The following is a 22,576-nucleotide window of genomic DNA, read 5'->3' as shown; positions in this document are numbered from 1 at the left end:
AAAACAGAGTCTTAAATTATTCGATTTCTAATAATCTAAAATCTGCCATCTAAAATTATGATTTATCTCGATTTAAAATACCCCAACAATTTGGTTACGTAATTTTCATCTACTCTTGTGTTTACGACACCTGCACCAGATTTACTAAACGTTTCTTTAAAATAATTTACTCTTGTCTGATAATGTTTTTCATAATTCAATCGCACCGTTTTAGAACCAGTATCTACCAGCTGAATTTTGCCGGTTTCAGCATCAAGCATGGTTACCATTCCTAAATTTGGGATTTTTTCCTCACGAATGTCGTATACGCGAACGCCGGTAAGATCATGTTTTTTAGAAGCAATTTTTAATGTTTGCTCATAATTTTCAGACATGAAATCTGAAATCATAAAAACGATAGCCTTCTTTTTTTGCGTCCCCGATAAAAACTTCAATGCCTGAGCAATATCGGTTTTCTGACTTTTAGGTTCGAATTCGATTAATTCGCGAATGATTCTCAAAACATGTGAACGCCCTTTTTTTGGGGGAATATACAATTCTATATTGTCTGAAAATAATATTAAACCAATTTTGTCATTATTTTGTGTAGCCGAAAAAGCCATTGTTGCCGCAATTTCGGTTACAATGTCTTTTTTGAACTGGCTCTTTGAACCAAAACCTTCTGAACCTGAGATGTCAACCATTAAAACCATGGTCAATTCACGTTCTTCTTCAAAAACTTTCACGTGAGCTTCGTTGTAGCGTGCCGTTACATTCCAATCGATGTTACGAATATCATCGCCGTATTGGTACTGACGCACTTCGCTAAAAGTCATTCCTCGTCCCTTAAAAGAAGAGTGGTACTCCCCAGAAAAGATATGATTACTCAGTCTTTTGGTTTTGATTTCTATTTTCCGTACTTTTTTTAAAAGCTCTTTTGTATCCATTTTATTTGTTTAAAGTTTAAAAGTTTCAAGTTTCAAGTTCGTTTTTTCAACAACTTGAAACCTGAAACATTAAACAAATTTTTAAGGTACCTCAATCTCGTTTACGATTTTGTTGATAATGTCTACAGAAGTAATGTTTTCGGCTTCAGCCTCATACGTGATCCCGACTCTGTGACGTAAAACATCATGTACAACAGCGCGAACATCTTCTGGAATTACATAACCACGACGTTTGATAAAGGCGTAACATTTTGCGGCATTAGCTAAATTGATACTTCCACGTGGTGATGCTCCGAAACTGATAAGAGGTTTTAAGTCTGCTAGTTTGTATTTTTCCGGATAACGGGTAGCAAAGATGATATCTAAAATATATTTTTCGATTTTTTCGTCCATGTAAACTTCACGAACCGCTTCTTGCGCACGTAAAATTTGTTCAACAGAAACAACCGGATTTACTTTTTCGTAACTTCCTTTTAGGTTTTGACGAATTACAAAGCGTTCTTCATCAATTTTTGGATAGTCAATAACCGTTTTCAACATAAAACGATCGACTTGTGCTTCCGGAAGCTGATACGTTCCTTCTTGCTCAACAGGATTTTGAGTTGCTAAAACTAAAAACGGACGATCTAGTTTAAAAGTAGTATCCCCAATAGTAACTTGTTTCTCCTGCATGGCCTCTAATAAGGCAGATTGAACCTTTGCCGGAGCACGGTTAATCTCATCTGCAAGTACGAAATTGGCAAAAATTGGTCCTTTCTTAATAGAAAATTCGTTTTGCTTGATGTTGTAAATCATCGTCCCGACAACATCGGCAGGTAATAAGTCAGGTGTAAACTGAATACGGCTGAAGGATCCCTGAACCGCTTGCGACAAAGTATTAATCGCTAAAGTTTTGGCTAATCCCGGAACACCTTCCAATAAAATGTGTCCTTGTCCTAGAAGACCAATCAATAAACGCTCGACCATATGTTTCTGGCCCACAATGACTTTGTTCATTTCCATTGTAAGAAGGTCTATAAAAGCACTTTCTCTTTCAATTTTTTCATTTATCGCTCTAATGTCTAAAGTCGTCGTATTCTCTTCCATATAAATATTTTTAAAACTTTTTTAAGACGTTGATTTTTATGCCTAACTTTTGAGAGTGCAAATTGAATATTTTTTGATAAGTAAGATGTTAAAGAATGGTTAAAACTTCGACCAACGAACTAATTTTAAGGGTGAATTGTGAATCTATTTTTATATTTTTAAGAACTTTGATGATTATGCTTTACAAATGCATATTTAATACCAAAAATAACGCAATACTACCATGAGCAAAACAACATTATCGCCTATAATTTCGGGCACTATGAATTGGGGAGTATGGGATAAAAACCTTACAACTAAAGAAATGGAAAATATGATACAGGTTTGTATCGAAAACAAAATTACAACTTTTGATCACGCCGATATTTACGGATCCTATACTACAGAAGCCGATTTCGGAAAAGCATTCCAGGCAAGCAAAATTTCCAGAGAAAAACTGCAGTTAATCACCAAGTGCGGAATCCAGATGATTGCTGAAAAGCGTCCGGAGAATAAAATTAAGCACTATGAGTACTCTAAAGAATATATTGTTTGGTCGGTTGAAGAATCATTAAAAAAACTAAAAACAGATTACGTTGATGTTTTTTTATTGCACAGACCAAGTCCTTTAATGCAGGCAGATGAAATTGCAGAGGCAGTTGGAAAATTGAAAGCGGAAGGTAAGATTTTAGATTTTGGACTTTCCAATTTCACTAGTTCTCAAACCGAGCTGATTCGTCAGAAAACAGATGTAAATTACAATCAGGTTCAATTTTCGGCTACGCATTTTGAAGCGATGACTGACGGAAGTTTAGATTATATGCAGACTCATGGAATCAGACCGCTGTCATGGAATCCGCTTGGAACTGTTTTTAGAGAAGACACCAAAAAAACACGTCGTCTGAAAAAATTGCTTTCGACTTTAGTGGAAAAGTACCATTTTGGTTCTGATACACTTTTACTTTCTTGGATTTTAAAGCATCCGGCCAAAGTGATTCCGATTGCAGGAACAGTTAACATCGCCAGAATTCAATCGTTGATGAAAGCAGTAGAATTAGAAATGGATAAAGAAGACTGGTTTGCTATTTGGAGCGAGAGTATGGGCGATGATGTTGCCTAATTTGTGACTCGTTAAATACGATCAGAATTTAGTTTTGCTGCTAAGGTAAGATTGTAAATTAAAAATATTTTGCCACGAATTTCACCGATTGACACAAATTAAATTAGTGCAAATTCGTGAAATTCGTGGAAAAAAAACAAACAAATTCTCAGAATGAAAAAAACAGTTTTAATTACTGGAGCTACTAGCGGAATTGGAAAAGCAACCGCACAAATAATGGCTAAAAATAACTATAAAATTATCCTTTGCGGAAGACGTACAGACCGTTTGGCTGAACTGGAAACAGAACTTTCTGCTTTTACAGAAGTCCATTCCTTATCCTTTGATGTACGAGATAAAAAGGCAACTTTTGAGCGTATTAATTCTTTACCGGAAGCATTTTCCGTGATTGATGTTTTAATCAATAATGCCGGAAATGCACATGGTTTAGATCCAATTCAGAATGGAGATGTTGAGGATTGGGATGCTATGATTGATATTAATGTAAAAGGACTTTTGTATGTTTCGAAAGCAGTAATGCCACAAATGATCGAAAGAAAGTCAGGGCATATTATCAACATCGGATCCACAGCAGCAAAAGAAGTATACCCGAACGGAAATGTATATTGCGCCTCAAAACATGCCGTTGATGCAATTACAAATGGAATGCGAATCGATTTAAATCCATACGGAATTAGAGTAGGCGGAATCCACCCGGGAATGGTTGCGACCGAATTTAGCGAAGTTCGTTTTAAGGGCGACACAGAGAGGGCTTCTAATGTTTACAAAGGATTTGATCCGTTACAGGCAGAAGATATTGCAGATATTATTCATTTTGTAGTGTCAAGGCCTTATCATGTTAATATCGCCGATTTGGTTGTGATGAGTACAGCACAAGCATCATCTACGATTGTTAAAAGGAGTTAAGATTGTTTTATGACAGTTCTGATCTACTGTCTAGTTTATTAAGGTAAAGTTTTTGTAAATAAAAAATAACATACTTTGCGTAAAACCTTGTGAACTTTGACCTTACTTTGAGAAATAAACAGAATTAAATTTTTCACGCAGATTTGGCAGATTGCATAGATTTTTTATAACGAGGTAAATAAGATCAGCCTAATCTGCTAAATCTGCGTGCAGAAAAAATTGAGCATAAAATTAAAAAAGGAGTCGTAATGCTATACTTGAACTTTGCTAATCTTGCGATTAAATTTAATAGTAAAGAGGTGAAGTTTTAATTTTAAAAATTAGTGCAATTCGCGACAAAAAAACGGAACTATGATCAATAAACGTCTTTTAATCAAAAACTTACTCGCTCACAATGACGAGAGCAGTTTTTATGATAAAAAAAGACAGTTGAATCTACATACCCGTGAAGGAAAAGGAAAGTTCCTGAAACACATTTGTGCCTTGTCTAATTCAAATCCTACCAATAATTCCTATATCGTGGTGGGGGTTGAAGATCAGGATAACGAGATTGTCGGTGATGACTTCTTCGATGATAGCCGAATACAAAACCTGGTGAATGCCTTTTTAGAAAATCCGCCTAAGATACAGTACGAGAATGTACCGTTTCCGAATCTTCCAAAAGACAGGGTAGTCGGATTGGTTACGATTAAACCCAAAAATAAAATTTCCTATTTTAAAAAAGGTATTCATACCATTGTAGCGAATAGTGTTTTTGTACGACGCGGGAGTAATTCGATTCCTGTAGAAGGGGAAGTTGAAAAGAATTATCAAAATACCGAAACCGTTATCGGAATTGAAAACAGTTCCAGAAACAGTATCCAATATACGCTGGACGGTGTTATCGATTTCATGAATTTCAGGCACAAAGACATGTCGCCTAAATACCATGTTTTTAAAGAATTGTTTGTAATTTGTTGGGCCGGAGTTCCAAAAAAATCAAGGGATAAGACCTTTTTGTCCCGGGTAGATATTGAGTTGATTAATGAGCAAATTAAGCTTTTTTACTCCGCTCAGGATGTGGTTACCATCGTGTTTGATGATGACAGTTTTACAATAACCGAGTATGTTCCTTTGGGGTTAAATGATAAAACAAGTTACTATCCGTTGGAAGAACAAACGATTCGCTTTTTTGATAACGGTTACTATAAAATCGATCGTAAAATACTTTTTCAGCCTCCGGAATTCAACCGACGAATGCTGTATCATATCTACAATTCGAATGTGACATTGCTTCAGAAATTACAAAAAGGGGTTGTCCTTTCTGAAAGGGAATTAGTGGATTTAGAAAATCTTCCGTCTACTTTTATGATTTGTTATCTGAATGGTTTTGACGACGCCAAGCAAAAACTAATTGATGCCAAATTACTTCTAAAACCTTTTGGACAGGTCTATCTATCCTTTAAAGAGGCGTTGCGTATTCTACGAAAAATGAAATATGATGTGCAGTAAAAGGAAGACTAGCCGTAGTTTTCGATAAATATATTTTCTATCTTTTTTAAATTATCATTCTCTTCGAATTGTAGGTGACTGATCTCATTAGTATAGAATTTTTCAATGAAAAGTTTAATGATATACATAACTTCAGATCTGTTGTCACTATTTGTCAAAAGCTCTTTAACTAGATAATTGCTTAATTTTAGTTTTTGATTTTTATATTGATTTGACATTACAGCGGAACTGGAATTTTCATGTAAAAGAATCATTTTGTCGACTTTATCTATCTCTTCGATTAAATCCAGTATATGATATAGTTTATTATCTTTCATCTGAGGTATGTTAAAAATTTATTTCAACAAAGCCTTTTGATAACCGATTTCCTCGAATCCTTCTTGTTTTTGTAAACCGATCCATCCAATAAGCTTTGTCGTTAATATATCTAAAGCTATTTACATGACTTTCGGGGACTAATAATCCTATGTTAGCATTAGAGAATGAATTAATGTTTCATTTCTAATGTACAAATATTAGAGTCTAGCTTCTTTTTTGAATCTATATCCGGCTTTCAATGTATTATAAGTGTAATTGGTATAGAGATAAATTATTGAAAAAGCAGATAAGATTTGATTTTCTCATACGGAAAAAGAATTTCTTTTGGACCATCAGCATAGGAGGCAGCCTCATAGGAGTTGTAATATAAAAGCAAACCCTCTGAAGTATAAAAAATATTCTGTGGCAATTGAAATTTGTCGTTTTCAAACATCAATCCCGTAGCATTAATGTTGGCTTTTTCAGGAATTTTGTATTTAGTTCGGAACTCTTTTTCGGCAAGAGCCTTAAATTCTTTTTGATTTTTGAAAATCTGATCGTTAAAAATTACTTTTCCGGTTTTAGGATTAAACAATAAAGAACGATACCCTTGATACCCGTGTGCTCCTCCTGTAAAAGTATAATGATCGATTTTTATATTTAAAATCTGTTCCGATTGAAATTCGACATTGCCTATGATTTTAGCTTCCCAGCCAAAAGTTTCTGTTGGGAATTTTTTGTGCATTTCTTCATAGGAAGCAATAAAGGAAGAGGCTAATGAATTATAGTCCGCTGATTTTAATGGTTTCTCTTCAAAGTAAACAATTTCTTTTACTACCGAGAATACTTTTTTATTGATGCTGTCTGCTACAATCGGGATGTTTTTTGCAATTGGAAGATCGATGCTGATGTTTGGACAGTCTTTATCACAAGGCAAAGCCGATTTTTTTTGAAATGTTTCGTTTTCAAAAGAAAGCTCCTTGCTGCAGCTGATGAATAGGAGAAACGTGAAGACTAAAAAAAGATACTTTTTCATGTGTAAAAATGTTAATTATATACAAAGGTAAGAAGTTGTGACAGGATTAAAATAAATTAAACGGTAAATTTGTATTCGTAAATCAGGTTAAAAAAAGGTAACTATATGAAATTCAATACAAAAGTGATACATGGTGGTCAACATCATGACCCGAGTACAGGAGCTGTTATGCCTCCGGTATATCAAACTTCAACTTATATTCAGACCAGCCCGGGGCAACCTTTGGGGGATTATGAATACAGTCGTGCATCAAATCCTACACGCACAGCATTAGAAAATGCTTTGGCAAGTATAGAAAACGGTACACGTGGATTGGCTTTTTCTTCTGGTTTGGCGGCTACAGATTGTGTATTGCGATCTTTTAAAGCAGGCGACGAAGTAATTGCCATGGACGATTTATATGGGGGAACCTATAGAATGTTTTCAAGAGTTTATAAGGATTCTGGGATTAAATTTCATTTTGTTGATATGACCGATATCGCAAAGTTGAAAGCTTTAATCAATGAAAATACAAAATTGATTTGGGTAGAAACACCAACAAATCCGTTGATGAAATTGGCCGATATTCAGGAAATAGCAAAAATAACCAAAGAACATAAAATCTGGTTAGCAGTAGACAATACTTTTGCGACTCCTTATTTGCAAAAACCACTTGATTTGGGTGCAGACATCGTGATGCATTCTGCTACAAAATATTTAGGCGGGCATTCCGATGTTATTGCCGGAGCGCTTATAGTAAAAGATGAGGCTTTAGGAGAGCAATTGCATTTTCAGCAATTTGCAACCGGAGCAACACTTGGGCCAATGGATAGTTTCTTGGTTTTGAGAGGAATTAAAACACTTTCTCTTAGAGTACAAAGACATTGTGAAAATGGAGAAAAAGTAGTTGAGTTTTTGGCAAATCATCCAAAAGTAAAAACGGTTTATTATCCGGGACTTACAAGTCACCCATTTCATGAAATTGCTAAAAAGCAAATGAAAGCGTTTGGTGGAATGGTTTCGTTTGACTTTAAATCAGGTAAAAAAGAAGATTCGATCGCCTTTTTAGAGAAACTTAAAGTTTTTACTCTTGCAGAATCATTAGGTGGAGTGGAGTCACTAGCAAATCATCCAGCTTTAATGACACATGCTTCTATTCCGGCTGATAAACGAGCAGAAGTCGGTATCACCGACGACTTAGTTCGTTTGAGTGTGGGTATCGAAGATGCAGAAGACTTAATCGCCGACTTAGAACAGGCTTTAGCATAAGAACAATAAGAAACGTCTCCATTGGAGGCGTTTTTTTTATGAATAAATGTAAGGATGAGTCTCAGTTTACAGTCTCAGTTTACAGTCTCAGTTTGCAGTTCTTAATTGAGACTGGGACTGTAAACTGGGACTTATTTCTTTTTTAAGTTCAATTAATTGGCGTATCAGCGTTAAAATTTCAACAATATAAGTCAGGTGAGTTTGTTTAAGCTGGGCTTTGTAATTTTGAAAGAAGTTCTAAAAAGATCAGTTTTGCAGATTGTTTTAAAGTATGCACGCGAATCTTCAAGACGAATATAGTTTTAGTACTTCTTGAAAAAAATTGGAATTTGGAATTTAAGAAATTGAAATTTATTTCAAAGAAATCCTTATTCTTTTATGATTTTTAAGGTTTTAGAAAGACTCGGGGTTGTGACTTTTATAAAGTAAACACCGGGAGCTAAAGCTGACATATCAACACTTCCCTGAGCCGAATGAATTGATTTTTCGATAACCGTCTGCCCTAAGAAATTAATAACCGCTATAGTCGTAATCTCTTTGTCAAAGGAAATATAGAAAACATCTTTAACCGGGTTCGGATAGTATTTTAAGTTAAGGGGGTCTGAATCTACGGGTGCTGTATTGTCTCCTTTTTTGTGAAAAGATATTTTGGTTTGAGCAAGAGAGAAGGAGCAGGTAATTAATAAAAGTAGTAATGTAGCGTAGAAGTTTTTCATAAAAAGAATATTTATATGTTATGAAAAACAAAATTCAGGATACTATTAGGTTTAACTCCTATGTGTTTTATCGGTGTTATGAATAAAATCATATTCGTTGTGCGTTTTTAAAACTTTGTAATCAAGTTTAAAAGGCGCCGAAATTCTTGTAAAGTGTTGTTTTGTTTGTTGGGTATTGATTAGGGTACAGATCCATTTTATTTATGGAGAGGTTAATTAAAACCTACCACTTTAGGATCAAGGAAATGAAAATAATCCACAGTATCGGTTTAATTTTTTTTAAGCTGTACCCAAAATAAAGCCACAAACAGCAGAAAAAAAAATCTTTAGATTTAAAACCAAAAAAGTATACTTTTCAGAAAATTTGGAATTTGGAATTTCAAAAAATTTGGAATTTAAAGTATGTTAGTCCCCAAAGTAATATATGTACCCTATGTTAAGCCAAACCTGAGAGTCATTAGATTTGTTTTCTTTGTATCTGGTTTTGTTTGGGTTTAAACCGTCAACCCAGTCAGAACTAAAACCTTGATAACGTATATCCAACATTAAATCGTTTATTTCATTTAATTTGTAATGTACTCCGATACCTGTTGTCACAGAGAAAGCGACACCGGTTTCCTCAGAAAAACCATATTTTCGACCATCTGAAGGGACAAGATATTTTGGATAAGTGGTCTCTGGAGTTCCCAAAGGACCCAACGTAGAACTTACTTTTGTGGAGTAATAACTAGCCATAAATCCTAAACTTAAATAAGGACTAAACACACCAATACTTCTCTCATAATCATGTATTTTCATAAATGGAGAAAATTCTAATTGTGCGCCAAGGTTCAATAAGGTAGAACGTCCGGACATGGCTTTGAGTTGCTGAGTCGATAACTTTGATGGATTTCCTTCTACTGATGCTCCGAAATGATTTAATTTGGTAGTATTGAATGATAATTCCGATCTGACTTTAAAATGTTCTGAGAAAAAACCACCTCTGTTGTTATTAGCAGAAAAGTTGATGAAGTGTACAATTCCCAGACCAAAGCCTGTATTTCCTATAGTGGTGTCAAAATTGTTTCTTTCTCCATAATCGGACTGAAAAGATACAGGTCCGAATATTATTCCTACTTCTTGTGCAAAAGATTGCGCATTAACGTTGGTTGAGACTCCTAACAAGGCGAATAATGTGAGTACTATAGGTTTAAGCATGAGTTTGGGCTTTCAAATCTTGGCAAATATATAAAAAACATGCCCGATTCAAAATTTTAAATTGTGCTATTAGAAAATAAGTAGCAAAATGCTTAATTTGCTACTTTTAGTTGGGTTGTTTTGATCTAAATTTAGAAGTGTAAAATAGTATTTTTCGGATTGTTTGAAAAAAATATAATTCGATGATTCAAATAAAAAAAAATAGCATTAAATTATCATTTTATCCTATCTTTGCGTGTCAAAACGAAAACGTTTTCTTAAACGTGTTTTCTAAGTTTACAAGGAGTGTAAATAAAATAATTTACTAGAATAATTTATTTAAAAAATGGAACAAAAAATAAATGAATTTATGGCTCTTGTTGAGTCAAAAAATCCAAACGAGCCAGAATTTCTTCAAGCCGTTAGAGAATTTGCAGAAACGGTAATTCCATTTATCGCTGAAAGAAAAAAGTACGATGGAAAAAACTTACTTCTTAGAATGGCTGAGCCAGAACGTTCTATAATTTTTAGAGTTCCATGGGTAGATGATAATGGAGAGATCATTGTAAACAGAGGTTTCAGAATTCAAATGAATTCTGCTATCGGACCTTACAAGGGTGGAATTAGATTTCATCATACAGTGAATTTGTCTGTATTGAAATTTCTTGCTTTTGAACAAGTTTTTAAAAATAGTCTGACAACACTTCCTATGGGAGGTGGAAAAGGAGGTTCTGATTTTGATCCTGAAGGAAAAACCGATGGAGAGATCATGCGTTTCTGTCAGTCCTTTATGACTGAATTATGTCGCCATATTGGTCCTGATCTGGATGTTCCTGCGGGAGATATCGGTGTTGGTGCAAGAGAAATTGGTTATTTATTTGGTCAATACAAAAGAATCAGAAACGAATTTACCGGTGTTTTAACCGGAAAAGGAATTGCTTACGGTGGTTCATTAATTCGTCCTGAGGCTACCGGATACGGAGTGGTTTATTTTACAGACCAAATGTTACGTACTATCGGACATGAGATAAAAGGAAAAAGAGTAGCTATTTCAGGTTTCGGAAACGTGGCTTGGGGTGTTGCTTTGAAAATAAATGAATTAGGCGGGAAAGTGGTAACAATTTCCGGACCTGATGGTTATGTTTATGATGAGGAAGGAATCTCTGGAGAGAAAATCGAACATATGGTTGAAATGAGAGCAACCGGAGATAACAGAGCTGAGAACTACCTTAAGAAATATCCAAATGCTGTTTTCCATAAAGGAAAAAGCCCTTGGGAAGTAAAAGTAGATATCGCGATTCCATGTGCTACTCAAAACGAATTGAATGGTGAAGATGCTCAAAAACTAATCGATAATGGAGTATTGTGTGTAACAGAAGCTGCTAATATGCCTTCTACACTAGATGCTATTAAATTATTCTTAGACAATAAAGTATTATTCGCTCCAGGAAAAGCTGCAAATGCAGGAGGAGTTGCTGCATCTGGGTTAGAAATGACACAGAACTCTATTCGTCTGAACTGGACTAGTGAAGAAGTAGATTTAAGATTAAAAGATATCATGGTTGGAATTCACAACCAATGTAAAAAATACGGTGTTGGTGAAGACGGTTATGTAAATTACGTAAAAGGAGCTAATATTGCCGGATTTGTTAAAGTTGCTGATGCTATGCTTGCTCAAGGTGTAGTGTAATTTTAATTACAATTTAATAAATGCCTTCATTCGTCTTATGATGAATCGAAGGCATTTTTTTGTTTTAGTGTTTTTTATAGTCTGAAATCAGTTGCGAATCGAGACTATTTTTATTTTACCACAGATTGCAATGCAATACGTTTTTAGACTTTGAAAAAGAGTGGCTAACTTTTACAGCATGTCATTCAAATGGAAATAGGTAAATAAAATGGCAAGCTGTTTTTTGGATTAGTACTTTTTCTAAAATCTACAACGCGAGCGATAGCAAACAGACGAAGTAAATCTGCTAGAAAAAAGATCAAAATGATTAGATAATCGGTATAAATCTTTTTAATCTGTGGCAAAAAAATAATTCGAGCTAATTCGTGAAATTCGTGGAAAAAAGACCTTGCTGGAAATGACAAAAAGTAATTCGGAAAAATTCGTGAAATTCGTGGCAAAAAAACAATTAGCCCCAATTCATGAAAATAGCAGTCTGAATTATTTATGAAGAGAACAAAAATCAAATACTTTCGTTTGTAGTATATTTGTCTCTCTATAGCGATCTAATAATGAAAAAAAGGTTTTTATGTGTTTTGTTTTTGTTGCTGATGCAATTGAGTTTTGGGCAAAACACCTTGTCTTGGCAGGGATATTTTTCGTTTAACGAAATAAAGGATATTTCAGAAAGTCCAACAACTGTTTTTGCTGCCTCAGAAAATGCATTGTTTTCTAAAAATTCGACTACGAATATAATTAAAACGACCACCACTGTTGATGGCTTGTCCGGCCAAACTATTTCTGCGTTATATTATAGTGAAAGTGCCAAAAAAACTTTAGTCGGTTATGAGAATGGCTTGCTCATTCTTGTCAATGAAGCTGATGGAGGTATTGTGAAAAAAGTAGACATTATTAACAAACAGTTACCTTCGAATTTAAAGAAAATCAATCATTTTATGGAGCATAATGGGTTGGTTTATATTTCCTGTGATTTTGGAATTGTTCAGTTTAATCTGAAAACCGCTCAATTTGGAGATACTTATTTTATAGGAGACAATGGAGCACAAATAAGCATAAAACAAACGGCTTTTTTTAACGGGTCTATTTTTGCTGCAACTTCCAGTGGAATTAGAAAAGCAGAAATTACGAATCCTAATCTTATTGATTTTAGTCAGTGGAGTACAGTAAATATGGGAGATTGGTCCGGTGTTGAGGCTTTTGATACAGAGCTTGTAGCGGTTAATGCTGCGGGATATTTGCATCGTTATAACTCCAATACATTTGTTGGATTTTTTCAACTTTCTCAGCCTGCTACAGACATTCGTTCTAAAAATCATAATTTGTTTATTACAACGCCTAATACGGTTTATGTCTATAATAATCAAATGGTGTTGAATCGTCAAATTAGTAATACGCAGGTTTTGAATGATAAATTGAGTTTTACTTGTACTACTGCGGTTGGAGATGTAATTAATATCGGTACCAAAGCGAACGGTTTGTTTTCTTCGACACTTTCCGGAGTTTCGGTCTTTGAGAATAATACCCCAAGTGGACCTGTGCGGAATAATATCTTTTCAATGGATGTAGCAACAAGTGTGCTTTGGACTGTTTATGGTGATTATAACTTATCTTACGATCCGTATCCCTTGGATAGTTATGGTGTTAGTAGATACAATGCTTCCGGTTGGTTGAATATTCCTTACGAGAGTGTTTTTGATGCAAAATCAATGACACGGGTTATCGTTAATCCAAACAATGAAAAACAAGCCTATGTCAGTTCTTTTTTTTCAGGATTGTTAAAGATTGATAATGATGTGCCAACTACGCTCTATAATGAAAAAAACAGCGGTCTGGAAACATTGACTTTTTTAGGGCCGAACTACATAGACGTTCGTATAAATGGAAACGCTTTTGATAAATCAGGAAATTTATGGATAACCAATAGTTTGGTTAAAAATGGTTTGAAAGTCCTGAAAACAGACGGTCAATGGCAGAGTTATTCGATGAGTTCGATCATTACCGATATTAACGGTACAAGTTACGGGAATATCGTTATTGATAAAAACGGTACCAAGTGGATGGGGACTAATAGAGAAGGAGTAGTTGCTTTTAATGAAAAAACAAATACATTTAAGAAAATAACAACTGGAGAGGATTCAGGAAACCTGCCGGCAGCAGACGTTAGAGCGGTAGCGGTCGATACTAAAGGACAGCTTTGGATAGGTACTACAAAAGGATTGCGGGTTTTGTCGAGCGTAAGTAATTTTCAATCCGATAGTCAGCTAAAAGCGAATGCAATTATTATCATCGACGATAATTTGGCTCAGGAATTATTGTACGAACAATTTGTAACTGCTATTGTCGTAGACGGTGCAAATAATAAATGGATTGGAACTCTAGATTCCGGGGTTTTTATGGTATCTCCAAATGGTCAGGAAACAAAATATCATTTTACGGTGAATAATTCACCTCTGCCGAGTAATACGATTAATGATATAAAAATTAACAGTACAACAGGGGAGGTTTTTATAGCAACTGATAAAGGGATGGTTTCTTTTAAAGGAATAGCAACCGGTGCCAATGAAAATCTGAATAATGTGTTTGTATATCCAAATCCGGTGCGTCCGGGTTACTCCGGAACTGTAAAAGTAGCCGGATTAATCGATAAAGCCAATATTAAAATAACCGATATAGAGGGCAATCTGGTCTATGAAACAACCTCAGAAGGCGGTACAATCGAATGGGATACAACCGCTTTTGGGAGATATAAAGTAGCTTCCGGTGTGTATATGGTTTTTATTTCGGCTCAGGATGGTGAAGAGACTAAGGTTAAGAAGGTGATGATTATTCGGTAGTCTCTGTCTTATCTATTGATTTGAATTTTAAATAAAAATAATTCCGGTTTTTAATCTCAGATTTCGAAATTAAAGCTTGAAAAAAAAGAAACGCTAAATTTTAAATATACAGAATGCTTTTTAATTCCATAAGTTTTACAATATTTTTGCCAATAGTATTTGTTCTCTACTGGTTTGTGTTAAATAAGTCGCTTAAATATCAGAATGTTTTGCTCCTTGTATCAAGTTATTTTTTTTATGCTTGTTGGGATTGGAGGTTTTTGTTTTTGTTAGTTTTTTCTACTTTACTGGATTATTTTACCGGAATAAAGATGTCTGAATCTAAGAGTAAAAATGGTAAATCTTTTTGGTTTTGGTTAAGTATAGTTGTAAATCTCGGTTTTCTTGGTGTTTTTAAATATTACAACTTCTTTGCTGAATCTTTTGTTGATGCAGTTGCCAATTTTGGTGTACATGTAAATCCGTGGACCATAAAGGTAATTTTACCTATAGGGATTTCGTTTTATACATTTCATGGTTTGTCTTATGTGATTGATATTTATAAAGGAAGGATAGAAGCGGAGAAAAATATCATTGATTATTCAGTTTTTGTTAGTTTCTTTCCTTTACTTGTTGCAGGACCTATTGAACGAGCGACACATCTTTTGCCGCAAATTCAGAAAAAAAGAAATTTTGATTATAACAAAGCAGTTGACGGATTAAGGCAGATTCTGTGGGGATTATTTAAAAAAGTGGTAATTGCAGACCAATGCGCACAGTATGCTAATGATATTTTTAGTAATTCTGCCGAATATTCCGGGAGTACACTCCTGTTAGGGGCGCTGTTTTTTACGTTTCAAATTTATGGAGATTTTTCAGGTTATTCAGATATTGCAATTGGAACAGCCAGACTTTTTGGTATTGATTTATTGCGGAATTTTGCTTTTCCCTACTTTTCCAGAGATATTGCAGAGTTTTGGAGACGATGGCACATTTCTCTTTCAACCTGGTTTAGGGATTATTTATATATTCCGCTGGGAGGAAGTAAAGGAGGGATGTGGATGAAAATTAGAAATACGTTCATTATTTTCTTAGTAAGTGGGTTTTGGCATGGAGCAAATTGGACTTTTGTGGTTTGGGGTTTTCTACATGCATTGTATATTATGCCTTCTATCATTTTTAAAACAAATCGAAAGAATCTGGATGTAGTTGCTCAAGGAAAGATCTTGCCAACAGTCAAAGAGGTTTTTCAAATGGGTTTAACATTTAGTTTAACTGCTTTTGCCTGGATATTTTTTAGAGCAAATAATATTGAGCATGCGTTGAGTTATATCTCAAGAATATTTACAAGTTCGTTATTTACCTATCCGGTGTATCAGGGGGATGATTTTTTAAAGATATTATTTGTTCTTTTGTCTTTTTTTGTAAGTATTGAATGGTTTGGAAGGCAAGATCAGTTTGCAATTGCTAAATTGGGAATAAATTGGAAACCCGTATTTAGATATTCGGTTTATGTTTCAATTATCATTGCGATATTTTGGTATAGCGGACAACAACAACAATTTATTTATTTCCAGTTTTAATATATGAAACAAATTATCAGAAAAACAGCCGTTTTTGTACTTCCGTTTTTATTTTTGTATGTAATTACATTATTGTTTTACGGTAATGCTATTTCATCTCCGGATTTATTGCGAGTAGGGTATTTTCCTGTTTTTGAAGAGTATAGAGAAGTGTTTCAAAAGGAATTTGATAATAAAGTTTGCTTTTATAAAGTTTCAGAGGATAAAGTAAAAAAGTCGAAGATATTGACTATTGGTGATTCTTTTTCTGAGCAAAGCAGTTTCGGATATAAGAATTATTTAGCAGAAAAATATAGTGTTTTACATGTTGATAGGTTTATTGCAAGTAATCAAATACAGACGTTATATCAATTTTTAAATAGTGGTTTTTTTGAAGAACATAAAGTTGAGTATGTAATTCTCGAAAATGTGGAGAGAGGCTTTGTTGCGAATTTGAATGAAATGGATACTTTAAAGATGAAAATGAAGCCTCAGTTGAAGAAGCAACTAATCAACCAGAGACCAGTCATGAAAAAAGGAGATAAAAGCTTTTTTTCAAGAGAGACAATCATTTTTCCTTTCTCCATGTTTAGGTTTTACGTTGATGAAAATTATTTATCAAATGAAAATATCTATAATGTTACTCTTAAAACGGATAAGTTTTTTAGTAATAGTTCAAATAAGTTGTTGTTTTTTTTGGAAGATGTATCTCGTTTAGAATTAAATAATAACTTAACTGAAATTAAGAAGTTAAATGATGTTCTGAATGACTTATCAAAAAAATTATGGAGTAAAAAAGTAAAACTTATAGTGTTGCCAGCCCCTGATAAATACGATCTATATTATGATTATATTGCTGATAAAACAAATTTTCCAAAGCCACTATTTTTTCAATATTTAGGCTCTCTTAAAAAAGAATATATATACATCGATTCAAAAAAAAGTTTGTCTTCTAAGTTAAAAAGTGAAAAGGATATTTATTTTTATGATGACACGCATTGGTCCCCGGTTGGAGCTAGAATTATAGCCAATGAAATTGAAGGAATAATAAAATAAAAATAGTAAGCAATCAGTTTATAAATTTCTTAATGTTGGCTTTGTGACAGGTTTGTAAAAAGCAGTACAGGTAGTAAGTTATAATTGGTTTGTGATTTAGAATGATGGAAATTAAAAAATAAAAGTGCAAGTAAAAACCAAAGCAATAGTAATTTCGGCCTTAAAGTTTCAAGAGAAAAGTTTGATTGTAAAATGTTTTACGCTTTCAAATGGCTTGAAATCTTATTTTGTACGCGATGCTTTTTCGGGGCGTAAAGTCAGTCAGAAAATTGCGTATTTTCAGCCTTTGTCTATTTTGGAAATTGAAGCAGTTCATAAAAACAAAGGTACTTTAGAGAATTTCAAGGAAATAAAAACAGCAGTTCCTTTTCAAAGCATTCATACCGATATTGTAAAAAGTACTATGGTGATGTTTTTGTCGGAGATGCTCCATTATTCCATTCAGGAAGAAGAGAAAAATGAATCGCTTTTTTTGTTTTTAGAGACCGCTTTAACCTGGTTGGATCAGCACGATGAGATTTCTAATTTCCACTTGATGCTACTGCTGGAAACGACCAAATATTTAGGATTTTATCCCGATGTTTCAGAAATGAATTTGCCTTATTTTGAAATGTACGATGGTGTTTTTACCCATTTTCATGGTCTGGGTTCGCTGACGGAACACGAAAGTGATTTGTTTAAAAAACTGATTGATTTGAAATTTGATAACGATCAGAAAGTTTTTAATGTTACTGAAAGACAAATACTCCTTAAAATTCTGATTGATTACTACCGTTTTCACTTAGATGGATTTAAAAATCCGAAATCTTTAGAGGTTTTAAAAGAAGTTTTCTCTTAAATTTTCGAAACAGACGATCTTTTTTGTTGAATTTATTAGAAATTCCGTGACTTCATTCTTTTTTCTGTCATCTTTTATCTATATTCCTCAAAATTCCTTACTTTCGCACCTCGTTTAAGAAAAGGATAAAATGAGTACAAAATTTACTGAATACAAAGGACTTGACTTGCCTACAGTGGCATCAGAAGTATTTGATTTTTGGAAGAAAGAAAATATATTTGAAAAGAGTGTAACTACACGTGAAGGTGCTGAACCTTATGTGTTTTTTGAAGGACCTCCTTCAGCTAATGGTTTACCGGGAATTCACCACGTGATGGCACGTGCTATTAAAGATATTTTTTGCAGATATAAAACTCAAAAAGGTTTTCAGGTAAAAAGAAAAGCCGGTTGGGATACGCACGGATTGCCTGTAGAATTAGGTACCGAGAAAGAACTAGGAATCACAAAAGAAGATATTGGTAAAACCATTTCTATTGAAGAATATAACGAAGCGTGTAAAAAAACCGTAATGCGTTATACCGATGTATGGAATGACCTAACCGAAAAAATGGGCTATTGGGTAGATATGGAAGATCCATATGTGACTTACAAACCCAAATATATGGAGTCTGTTTGGTGGCTTTTGAAACAAATCTATGATAAAGGTTTGTTGTACAAAGGATATACTATTCAGCCCTATTCTCCAAAAGCAGGAACCGGATTGTCTTCTCACGAGGTAAATCAGCCTGGAGCTTACCGTGATGTTACCGATACTACGATTGTAGCACAATTTAAAACACTACCGGAAACACTACCTTCATTTTTACAAGGATTTGGAGACGTTCACATTTTAGCTTGGACGACTACCCCTTGGACTTTGCCATCAAACACAGCATTGACAGTTGGACCAAAAATTGATTATGTTTTGCTGAAAACCTTCAATCAATATACTTTCGAGCCAATAAATGTTGTTTTAGCAAAGAATCTGGTTGGAAAACAATTTGGAAAAGGATTTTTTGCCAGTACAGAGGAAGCTGATTTTGCAAATTTCAAATCCGGAGATAAAAATATCCCGTATACTATACTAACAGAAGCCAAAGGTGCCGATTTAGTAGAGATTCGTTACGAGCAATTATTGCCTTATACATTGCCTTATCAAAATGCAGAAAATGCATTTAGAGTAATTTCTGGTGATTTCGTAACTACAGAAGACGGAACCGGAATTGTACATACTGCTCCAACTTTTGGTGCAGACGATGCTAAAGTAGCAAAAGAAGCTAAACCGGAAGTTCCGCCAATGTTGGTTTTGGACGAAAGCGGTACAGCAGTTCCATTAGTAGATTTACAAGGGAAATTCACTTCGCACATGGGTGAGTTTGCCGGTAAATATGTTAAAAACGAATATTATGAGACCGGACAAGCTCCTGAGCGTTCTGTGGATGTTGAAATCGCTATTCGTTTAAAAGAAGAAAATAAAGCTTTTAAAGTAGAAAAATATGTTCACAGTTACCCTCACAGCTGGAGAACAGACGAACCTCTTTTATATTATCCGTTAGATTCCTGGTTTATTAAGGTGACTGACGTAAAAGATAGAATGTTCGATTTGAATGAAACTATTAACTGGAAACCTAAATCTACCGGTGAAGGACGTTTCGGAAATTGGTTGAAAAATGCCAACGACTGGAACTTATCTCGTTCTAGATATTGGGGTATTCCGTTGCCAATTTGGAGAACCGAAGACAAAAAAGAAGAAGTTTTAATTGGTTCTGTTGAAGAATTATACAACGCAATTGAGAAAGCTATTGAAGCCGGTTTTCAAAAAGAAAACCCATTCAAAGATTTCGAAATCGGGAATATGTCTGAAGCAAATTATGATTTAATCGATTTACATAAAAATGTAGTAGATCAAATTACGTTGGTTTCAGCTTCAGGAAAACCAATGAAACGAGAAAGCGATTTGATCGATGTTTGGTTTGATTCTGGTGCAATGCCTTATGCACAATGGCATTATCCTTTTGAAAATAAGGATAAAATCGACGAGAATAAAGATTTCCCTGCGAATTTTATCGCTGAAGGTGTAGATCAGACTCGTGGATGGTTTTATACGTTACATGCTATCGGAACTTTGGTTTTTGATAAAGTGGCGTACAAAAATGTAGTTTCAAATGGTTTGGTTTTAGATAAAAACGGACTAAAGATGTCAAAAAGTAAAGGGAATTCAATAGATCCTTTTACAACAATTAAAGAATACGGACCTGATGCCACACGTTGGTACATGATTTCGAACGCAAACCCTTGGGACAACCTGAAGTTTGATTTGGAAGGAATCGCTGAGGTTCGTCGTAAATTCTTCGGAACGTTATACAATACGTATTCTTTCTTTAGTTTATACGCCAATATTGATGGTTTTAAATACGCTGAGGCCGAAATTCCGTTAAACGAAAGACCGGAAATTGATCAGTGGATTATGTCTGAATTACATACGTTAATAAAATTTGTTGATGAATGTTACGAAGAATACGAACCAACAAAAGCAGCAAGAGCTATTTCTGACTTCGTTCAGGAAAACCTAAGTAACTGGTACGTTCGTTTGTGTCGTCGTCGCTTCTGGAAAGGCGAATATGCACATGATAAAATTGCGGCTTACCAGACACTTTATACCTGTTTGCTTACCATAAGTAAACTAAGCGCTCCGATCGCTCCTTTTTTCATGGATAAATTGTATCGTGATTTGACAGTTTCTACAGGATCTGAGCAATATGCCAGTGTTCACTTGGCTGAGTTCCCGAAATTTGTCGAAAACTTTGTTAATAAAACGTTAGAAAGCAAAATGCAGAAGGCGCAAACCATCTCCTCTTTGGTGTTGTCACTTCGTAAAAAGGAAATGATTAAGGTACGTCAACCTTTGCAAAAGGTAATGATTCCGGTACTTGACGACAATCAACGTGCTGAAATTGAAGCAATTTCAGAGTTGGTAAAAGCGGAAGTAAACGTTAAAGAAATCATACTTTTAGACGATGCTTCAGGTGTTTTGGTAAAACAAATTAAACCTAATTTTAAAGCTTTAGGACCACGCTTTGGTAAGGATATGGGTCTGATTTCTAAGGAAATACAAGGTTTTTCTGCCGATCAGATCAATCAGTTAGACAAGGAAGGGACGTTAGATATTGTTATTGCTGGAAATAACGTAACTTTATCATTAGAAGATGTCGAAATAACCTCACAAGATATCGAAGGATGGTTGGTTGCAAATTCAGGCGGAATAACAGTAGCACTTGATATAACAATCACCGAAGAATTGAAGAATGAAGGTATTGCGAGGGAATTGGTAAACAGAATCCAGAATATTCGTAAAGATTCAGGATTTGAGGTTACAGATAAGATTAAAGTTCAGCTTAAAAGAAGTGGTCTTTTGGAAGAAGCAATTCTGAAAAACGAAGCTTACATTAAGTCAGAAACATTAACAGATAGTTTGGTTTTTGTTGACGCTTTAGAAAACGGCACAGAAATTGAGTTTGATGATATTAAAACAACGATATTAATTTCAAAATAATATAAAAATGGTAGATGAAATTACAAGATACTCTGACGCCGATTTGGCAGAGTTCAAAGAGATAATCCAAAATAAAATACAAAAAGCACAAGCAGATCTTGATTTAATCAAAAGTGCTTATATGAACGACTTGAATAACGGAACAGATGATACTTCTCCTACTTTCAAAGCTTTTGAAGAAGGAAGTGAAACCATGTCTAAAGAAGCAAACTCTCAGTTGGCTATCAGACAAGAGAAGTTTATCCGTGATCTGAAAAATGCGTTATTCCGTGTCGAAAACAAAACATACGGTATCTGTAAAGTAACAGGAAAATTAATCGGTAAAGAAAGACTTAAAATCGTTCCTCATGCTACAATGAGCATCGAAGCCAAGAATTTACAGAGATAATATCTCAGATACTTAAAAATTAGCGCTCCTTTAGGAGCGTTTTTTTTATTTAATTGTTATTTTTGCCATCAAAATTTCATAAAATGTCATTACGAAAAGCGTATTTCCTTATATTTTTAGTTTTAATTGTGGATCAACTTTCTAAAATTTATGTAAAAACAAATTTTATTCTTGGTGAAGAAGTTGTTATTGCAGATTGGTTTAGAATTCATTTCATAGAAAATGAAGGAATGGCATGGGGAACAAAAATTCCGGGTGAATATGGAAAATTAATTCTGACTGTTTTTAGAATTTTTGCTGTATTCGGAATCGGGTATTGGTTGGCAGATGCAATTAAAAAACGCCATTCCAATTATTTGGTTGTAGCAATAGCATTGATTTTTGCCGGTGCAGCAGGAAATATCCTGGATTCTGTTTTTTACGGTGTAATTTTCGATGACAGTTCACATAACCTGGCTACACTTTTTTCACCAGCGCCATACGGTACATGGTTTCACGGTTTGGTGGTAGATATGTTTTATTTTCCAATCTGGGAAGGCAATTTACCAACTTGGTTGCCAATCTTTGGAGGAAAGCATTTTATGTTCTTTAATGCTATTTTTAATGTGGCTGATGTAGCCATCTCAACAGGGGTTGGAATATTGTTGGTCTTTAATAAAAGAGCATTTCCTAAACACTAAGTTCTTTTGGAAGAATAGTGTTTTTAGGTTTCGAAA

General features: G+C 34.4%; 18 protein-coding genes. 12 read left to right on the top strand and 6 right to left on the bottom strand.

Annotated features, from left to right (window positions below):
• Positions 1-62: 62 nt before the first annotated feature.
• Positions 63-926, bottom strand: coding sequence for a DUF58 domain-containing protein (locus tag LNP23_RS03445; protein ID WP_047776702.1), 864 nt, complete (start codon positions 924-926; stop codon positions 63-65).
• An 81-nt stretch (positions 927-1,007) separates the two neighbouring features.
• On the bottom strand, positions 1,008-2,012 hold the full coding sequence (locus LNP23_RS03440) for an AAA family ATPase (protein ID WP_047776704.1): 1,005 nt from the start codon (positions 2,010-2,012) through the stop codon (positions 1,008-1,010).
• Positions 2,013-2,235: 223 nt separating this feature from the next.
• Between LNP23_RS03440 and LNP23_RS03435 the strand changes: the two genes are divergently transcribed.
• The 3 genes from LNP23_RS03435 (at position 2,236) to LNP23_RS03425 (ending at position 5,508) form a co-directional block, all read left to right on the top strand.
• Positions 2,236-3,111, top strand: a complete 876-nt coding sequence (locus LNP23_RS03435; protein ID WP_230003758.1) for an aldo/keto reductase — start codon at positions 2,236-2,238, stop codon at positions 3,109-3,111.
• Positions 3,112-3,264: 153 nt separating this feature from the next.
• Positions 3,265-4,017, top strand: a complete 753-nt coding sequence (locus tag LNP23_RS03430; RefSeq protein ID WP_230003756.1) for an SDR family NAD(P)-dependent oxidoreductase — start codon at positions 3,265-3,267, stop codon at positions 4,015-4,017.
• A 351-nt stretch (positions 4,018-4,368) separates the two neighbouring features.
• Positions 4,369-5,508: an ATP-binding protein gene (locus LNP23_RS03425; protein ID WP_047776707.1), complete on the top strand. Its 1,140-nt coding sequence runs from the start codon at positions 4,369-4,371 to the stop codon at positions 5,506-5,508.
• A gap of 8 nt (positions 5,509-5,516) precedes the next feature.
• On the opposite strand, the gene LNP23_RS03420 is transcribed toward LNP23_RS03425, so the two are convergent.
• Together LNP23_RS03420 and LNP23_RS03415 are read right to left on the bottom strand one after the other, a co-directional pair.
• Entirely contained in the window at positions 5,517-5,825 is a 309-nt protein-coding gene (locus tag LNP23_RS03420; protein ID WP_230003754.1) for a hypothetical protein, read from the bottom strand.
• Positions 5,826-6,097: 272 nt separating this feature from the next.
• Complete coding sequence (locus tag LNP23_RS03415; protein WP_047776712.1) at positions 6,098-6,841, bottom strand: DUF3298 and DUF4163 domain-containing protein; 744 nt, start codon at positions 6,839-6,841, stop codon at positions 6,098-6,100.
• A 105-nt stretch (positions 6,842-6,946) separates the two neighbouring features.
• Between LNP23_RS03415 and LNP23_RS03410 the strand changes: the two genes are divergently transcribed.
• Positions 6,947-8,089 carry a cystathionine gamma-synthase gene (locus LNP23_RS03410; protein WP_230003752.1) on the top strand — a complete coding sequence of 381 codons (1,143 nt, stop codon included), beginning with the start codon at positions 6,947-6,949 and terminating at the stop codon, positions 8,087-8,089.
• Between the two features lie 368 nt (positions 8,090-8,457).
• Here the strand turns inward: LNP23_RS03410 and LNP23_RS03405 are convergent, their stop codons facing one another.
• Together LNP23_RS03405 and LNP23_RS03400 are read right to left on the bottom strand one after the other, a co-directional pair.
• The gene (locus LNP23_RS03405; protein WP_230003750.1) at positions 8,458-8,805 is read right to left on the bottom strand and encodes a T9SS type A sorting domain-containing protein; all 348 of its coding nucleotides are present in this window, start codon (positions 8,803-8,805) and stop codon (positions 8,458-8,460) included.
• 405 nt (positions 8,806-9,210) lie between these two features.
• Positions 9,211-10,002: a THC0290_0291 family protein gene (locus tag LNP23_RS03400; RefSeq protein ID WP_230003748.1), complete on the bottom strand. Its 792-nt coding sequence runs from the start codon at positions 10,000-10,002 to the stop codon at positions 9,211-9,213.
• 325 nt (positions 10,003-10,327) lie between these two features.
• On the opposite strand from LNP23_RS03400, the gene gdhA reads away from it, so the two are divergent.
• The 8 genes from gdhA to LNP23_RS03360 all read left to right on the top strand — a co-directional run bounded on the left by gdhA (position 10,328) and on the right by LNP23_RS03360 (position 22,540).
• On the top strand, positions 10,328-11,671 hold the full coding sequence (gene gdhA, locus LNP23_RS03395; RefSeq protein WP_047776719.1) for an NADP-specific glutamate dehydrogenase: 1,344 nt from the start codon (positions 10,328-10,330) through the stop codon (positions 11,669-11,671).
• Positions 11,672-12,222: 551 nt separating this feature from the next.
• On the top strand, positions 12,223-14,505 hold the full coding sequence (gene porZ, locus LNP23_RS03390) for a type IX secretion system anionic LPS delivery protein PorZ (protein ID WP_230003746.1): 2,283 nt from the start codon (positions 12,223-12,225) through the stop codon (positions 14,503-14,505).
• A 113-nt stretch (positions 14,506-14,618) separates the two neighbouring features.
• Positions 14,619-16,067, top strand: a complete 1,449-nt coding sequence (locus tag LNP23_RS03385) for an MBOAT family O-acyltransferase (RefSeq protein WP_230003745.1) — start codon at positions 14,619-14,621, stop codon at positions 16,065-16,067.
• A 3-nt stretch (positions 16,068-16,070) separates the two neighbouring features.
• On the top strand, positions 16,071-17,102 hold the full coding sequence (locus LNP23_RS03380) for an alginate O-acetyltransferase AlgX-related protein (RefSeq protein WP_230003743.1): 1,032 nt from the start codon (positions 16,071-16,073) through the stop codon (positions 17,100-17,102).
• A 124-nt stretch (positions 17,103-17,226) separates the two neighbouring features.
• Positions 17,227-17,940 (top strand): DNA repair protein RecO, encoded by a 714-nt coding sequence (recO, locus tag LNP23_RS03375; RefSeq protein WP_230003741.1) that lies wholly within the window; start codon positions 17,227-17,229, stop codon positions 17,938-17,940.
• Positions 17,941-18,070: 130 nt separating this feature from the next.
• The gene (gene ileS / locus LNP23_RS03370; RefSeq protein WP_230003738.1) at positions 18,071-21,472 is read left to right on the top strand and encodes an isoleucine--tRNA ligase; all 3,402 of its coding nucleotides are present in this window, start codon (positions 18,071-18,073) and stop codon (positions 21,470-21,472) included.
• Between the two features lie 7 nt (positions 21,473-21,479).
• Positions 21,480-21,860 (top strand): TraR/DksA family transcriptional regulator, encoded by a 381-nt coding sequence (locus LNP23_RS03365; protein WP_035681592.1) that lies wholly within the window; start codon positions 21,480-21,482, stop codon positions 21,858-21,860.
• Positions 21,861-21,943: 83 nt separating this feature from the next.
• Positions 21,944-22,540 (top strand): lipoprotein signal peptidase, encoded by a 597-nt coding sequence (locus tag LNP23_RS03360; RefSeq protein WP_047776727.1) that lies wholly within the window; start codon positions 21,944-21,946, stop codon positions 22,538-22,540.
• Positions 22,541-22,576 lie beyond the last annotated feature (36 nt).

The sequence above is a fragment of the Flavobacterium cupriresistens genome, from assembly GCF_020911925.1.
In the GTDB taxonomy this organism is placed as follows: domain Bacteria; phylum Bacteroidota; class Bacteroidia; order Flavobacteriales; family Flavobacteriaceae; genus Flavobacterium; species Flavobacterium cupriresistens.
The sequence above is the reverse complement of the archived record's forward strand: the minus strand, read 5'-3'. Positions and strand labels throughout refer to the sequence as shown.

Coding starts and splice junctions, on each gene's coding strand:
- LNP23_RS03445 (WP_047776702.1), bottom strand. CDS start 926: ATGGATACAAAAGAGCTTTTAAAAAAAGTACGGAAAATAGAAATCAAA.
- LNP23_RS03440 (WP_047776704.1), bottom strand. CDS start 2,012: ATGGAAGAGAATACGACGACTTTAGACATTAGAGCGATAAATGAAAAA.
- LNP23_RS03435 (WP_230003758.1), top strand. CDS start 2,236: ATGAGCAAAACAACATTATCGCCTATAATTTCGGGCACTATGAATTGG.
- LNP23_RS03430 (WP_230003756.1), top strand. CDS start 3,265: ATGAAAAAAACAGTTTTAATTACTGGAGCTACTAGCGGAATTGGAAAA.
- LNP23_RS03425 (WP_047776707.1), top strand. CDS start 4,369: ATGATCAATAAACGTCTTTTAATCAAAAACTTACTCGCTCACAATGAC.
- LNP23_RS03420 (WP_230003754.1), bottom strand. CDS start 5,825: ATGAAAGATAATAAACTATATCATATACTGGATTTAATCGAAGAGATA.
- LNP23_RS03415 (WP_047776712.1), bottom strand. CDS start 6,841: ATGAAAAAGTATCTTTTTTTAGTCTTCACGTTTCTCCTATTCATCAGC.
- LNP23_RS03410 (WP_230003752.1), top strand. CDS start 6,947: ATGAAATTCAATACAAAAGTGATACATGGTGGTCAACATCATGACCCG.
- LNP23_RS03405 (WP_230003750.1), bottom strand. CDS start 8,805: ATGAAAAACTTCTACGCTACATTACTACTTTTATTAATTACCTGCTCC.
- LNP23_RS03400 (WP_230003748.1), bottom strand. CDS start 10,002: ATGCTTAAACCTATAGTACTCACATTATTCGCCTTGTTAGGAGTCTCA.
- gdhA (WP_047776719.1), top strand. CDS start 10,328: ATGGAACAAAAAATAAATGAATTTATGGCTCTTGTTGAGTCAAAAAAT.
- porZ (WP_230003746.1), top strand. CDS start 12,223: ATGAAAAAAAGGTTTTTATGTGTTTTGTTTTTGTTGCTGATGCAATTG.
- LNP23_RS03385 (WP_230003745.1), top strand. CDS start 14,619: ATGCTTTTTAATTCCATAAGTTTTACAATATTTTTGCCAATAGTATTT.
- LNP23_RS03380 (WP_230003743.1), top strand. CDS start 16,071: ATGAAACAAATTATCAGAAAAACAGCCGTTTTTGTACTTCCGTTTTTA.
- ileS (WP_230003738.1), top strand. CDS start 18,071: ATGAGTACAAAATTTACTGAATACAAAGGACTTGACTTGCCTACAGTG.
- LNP23_RS03365 (WP_035681592.1), top strand. CDS start 21,480: ATGGTAGATGAAATTACAAGATACTCTGACGCCGATTTGGCAGAGTTC.
- LNP23_RS03360 (WP_047776727.1), top strand. CDS start 21,944: ATGTCATTACGAAAAGCGTATTTCCTTATATTTTTAGTTTTAATTGTG.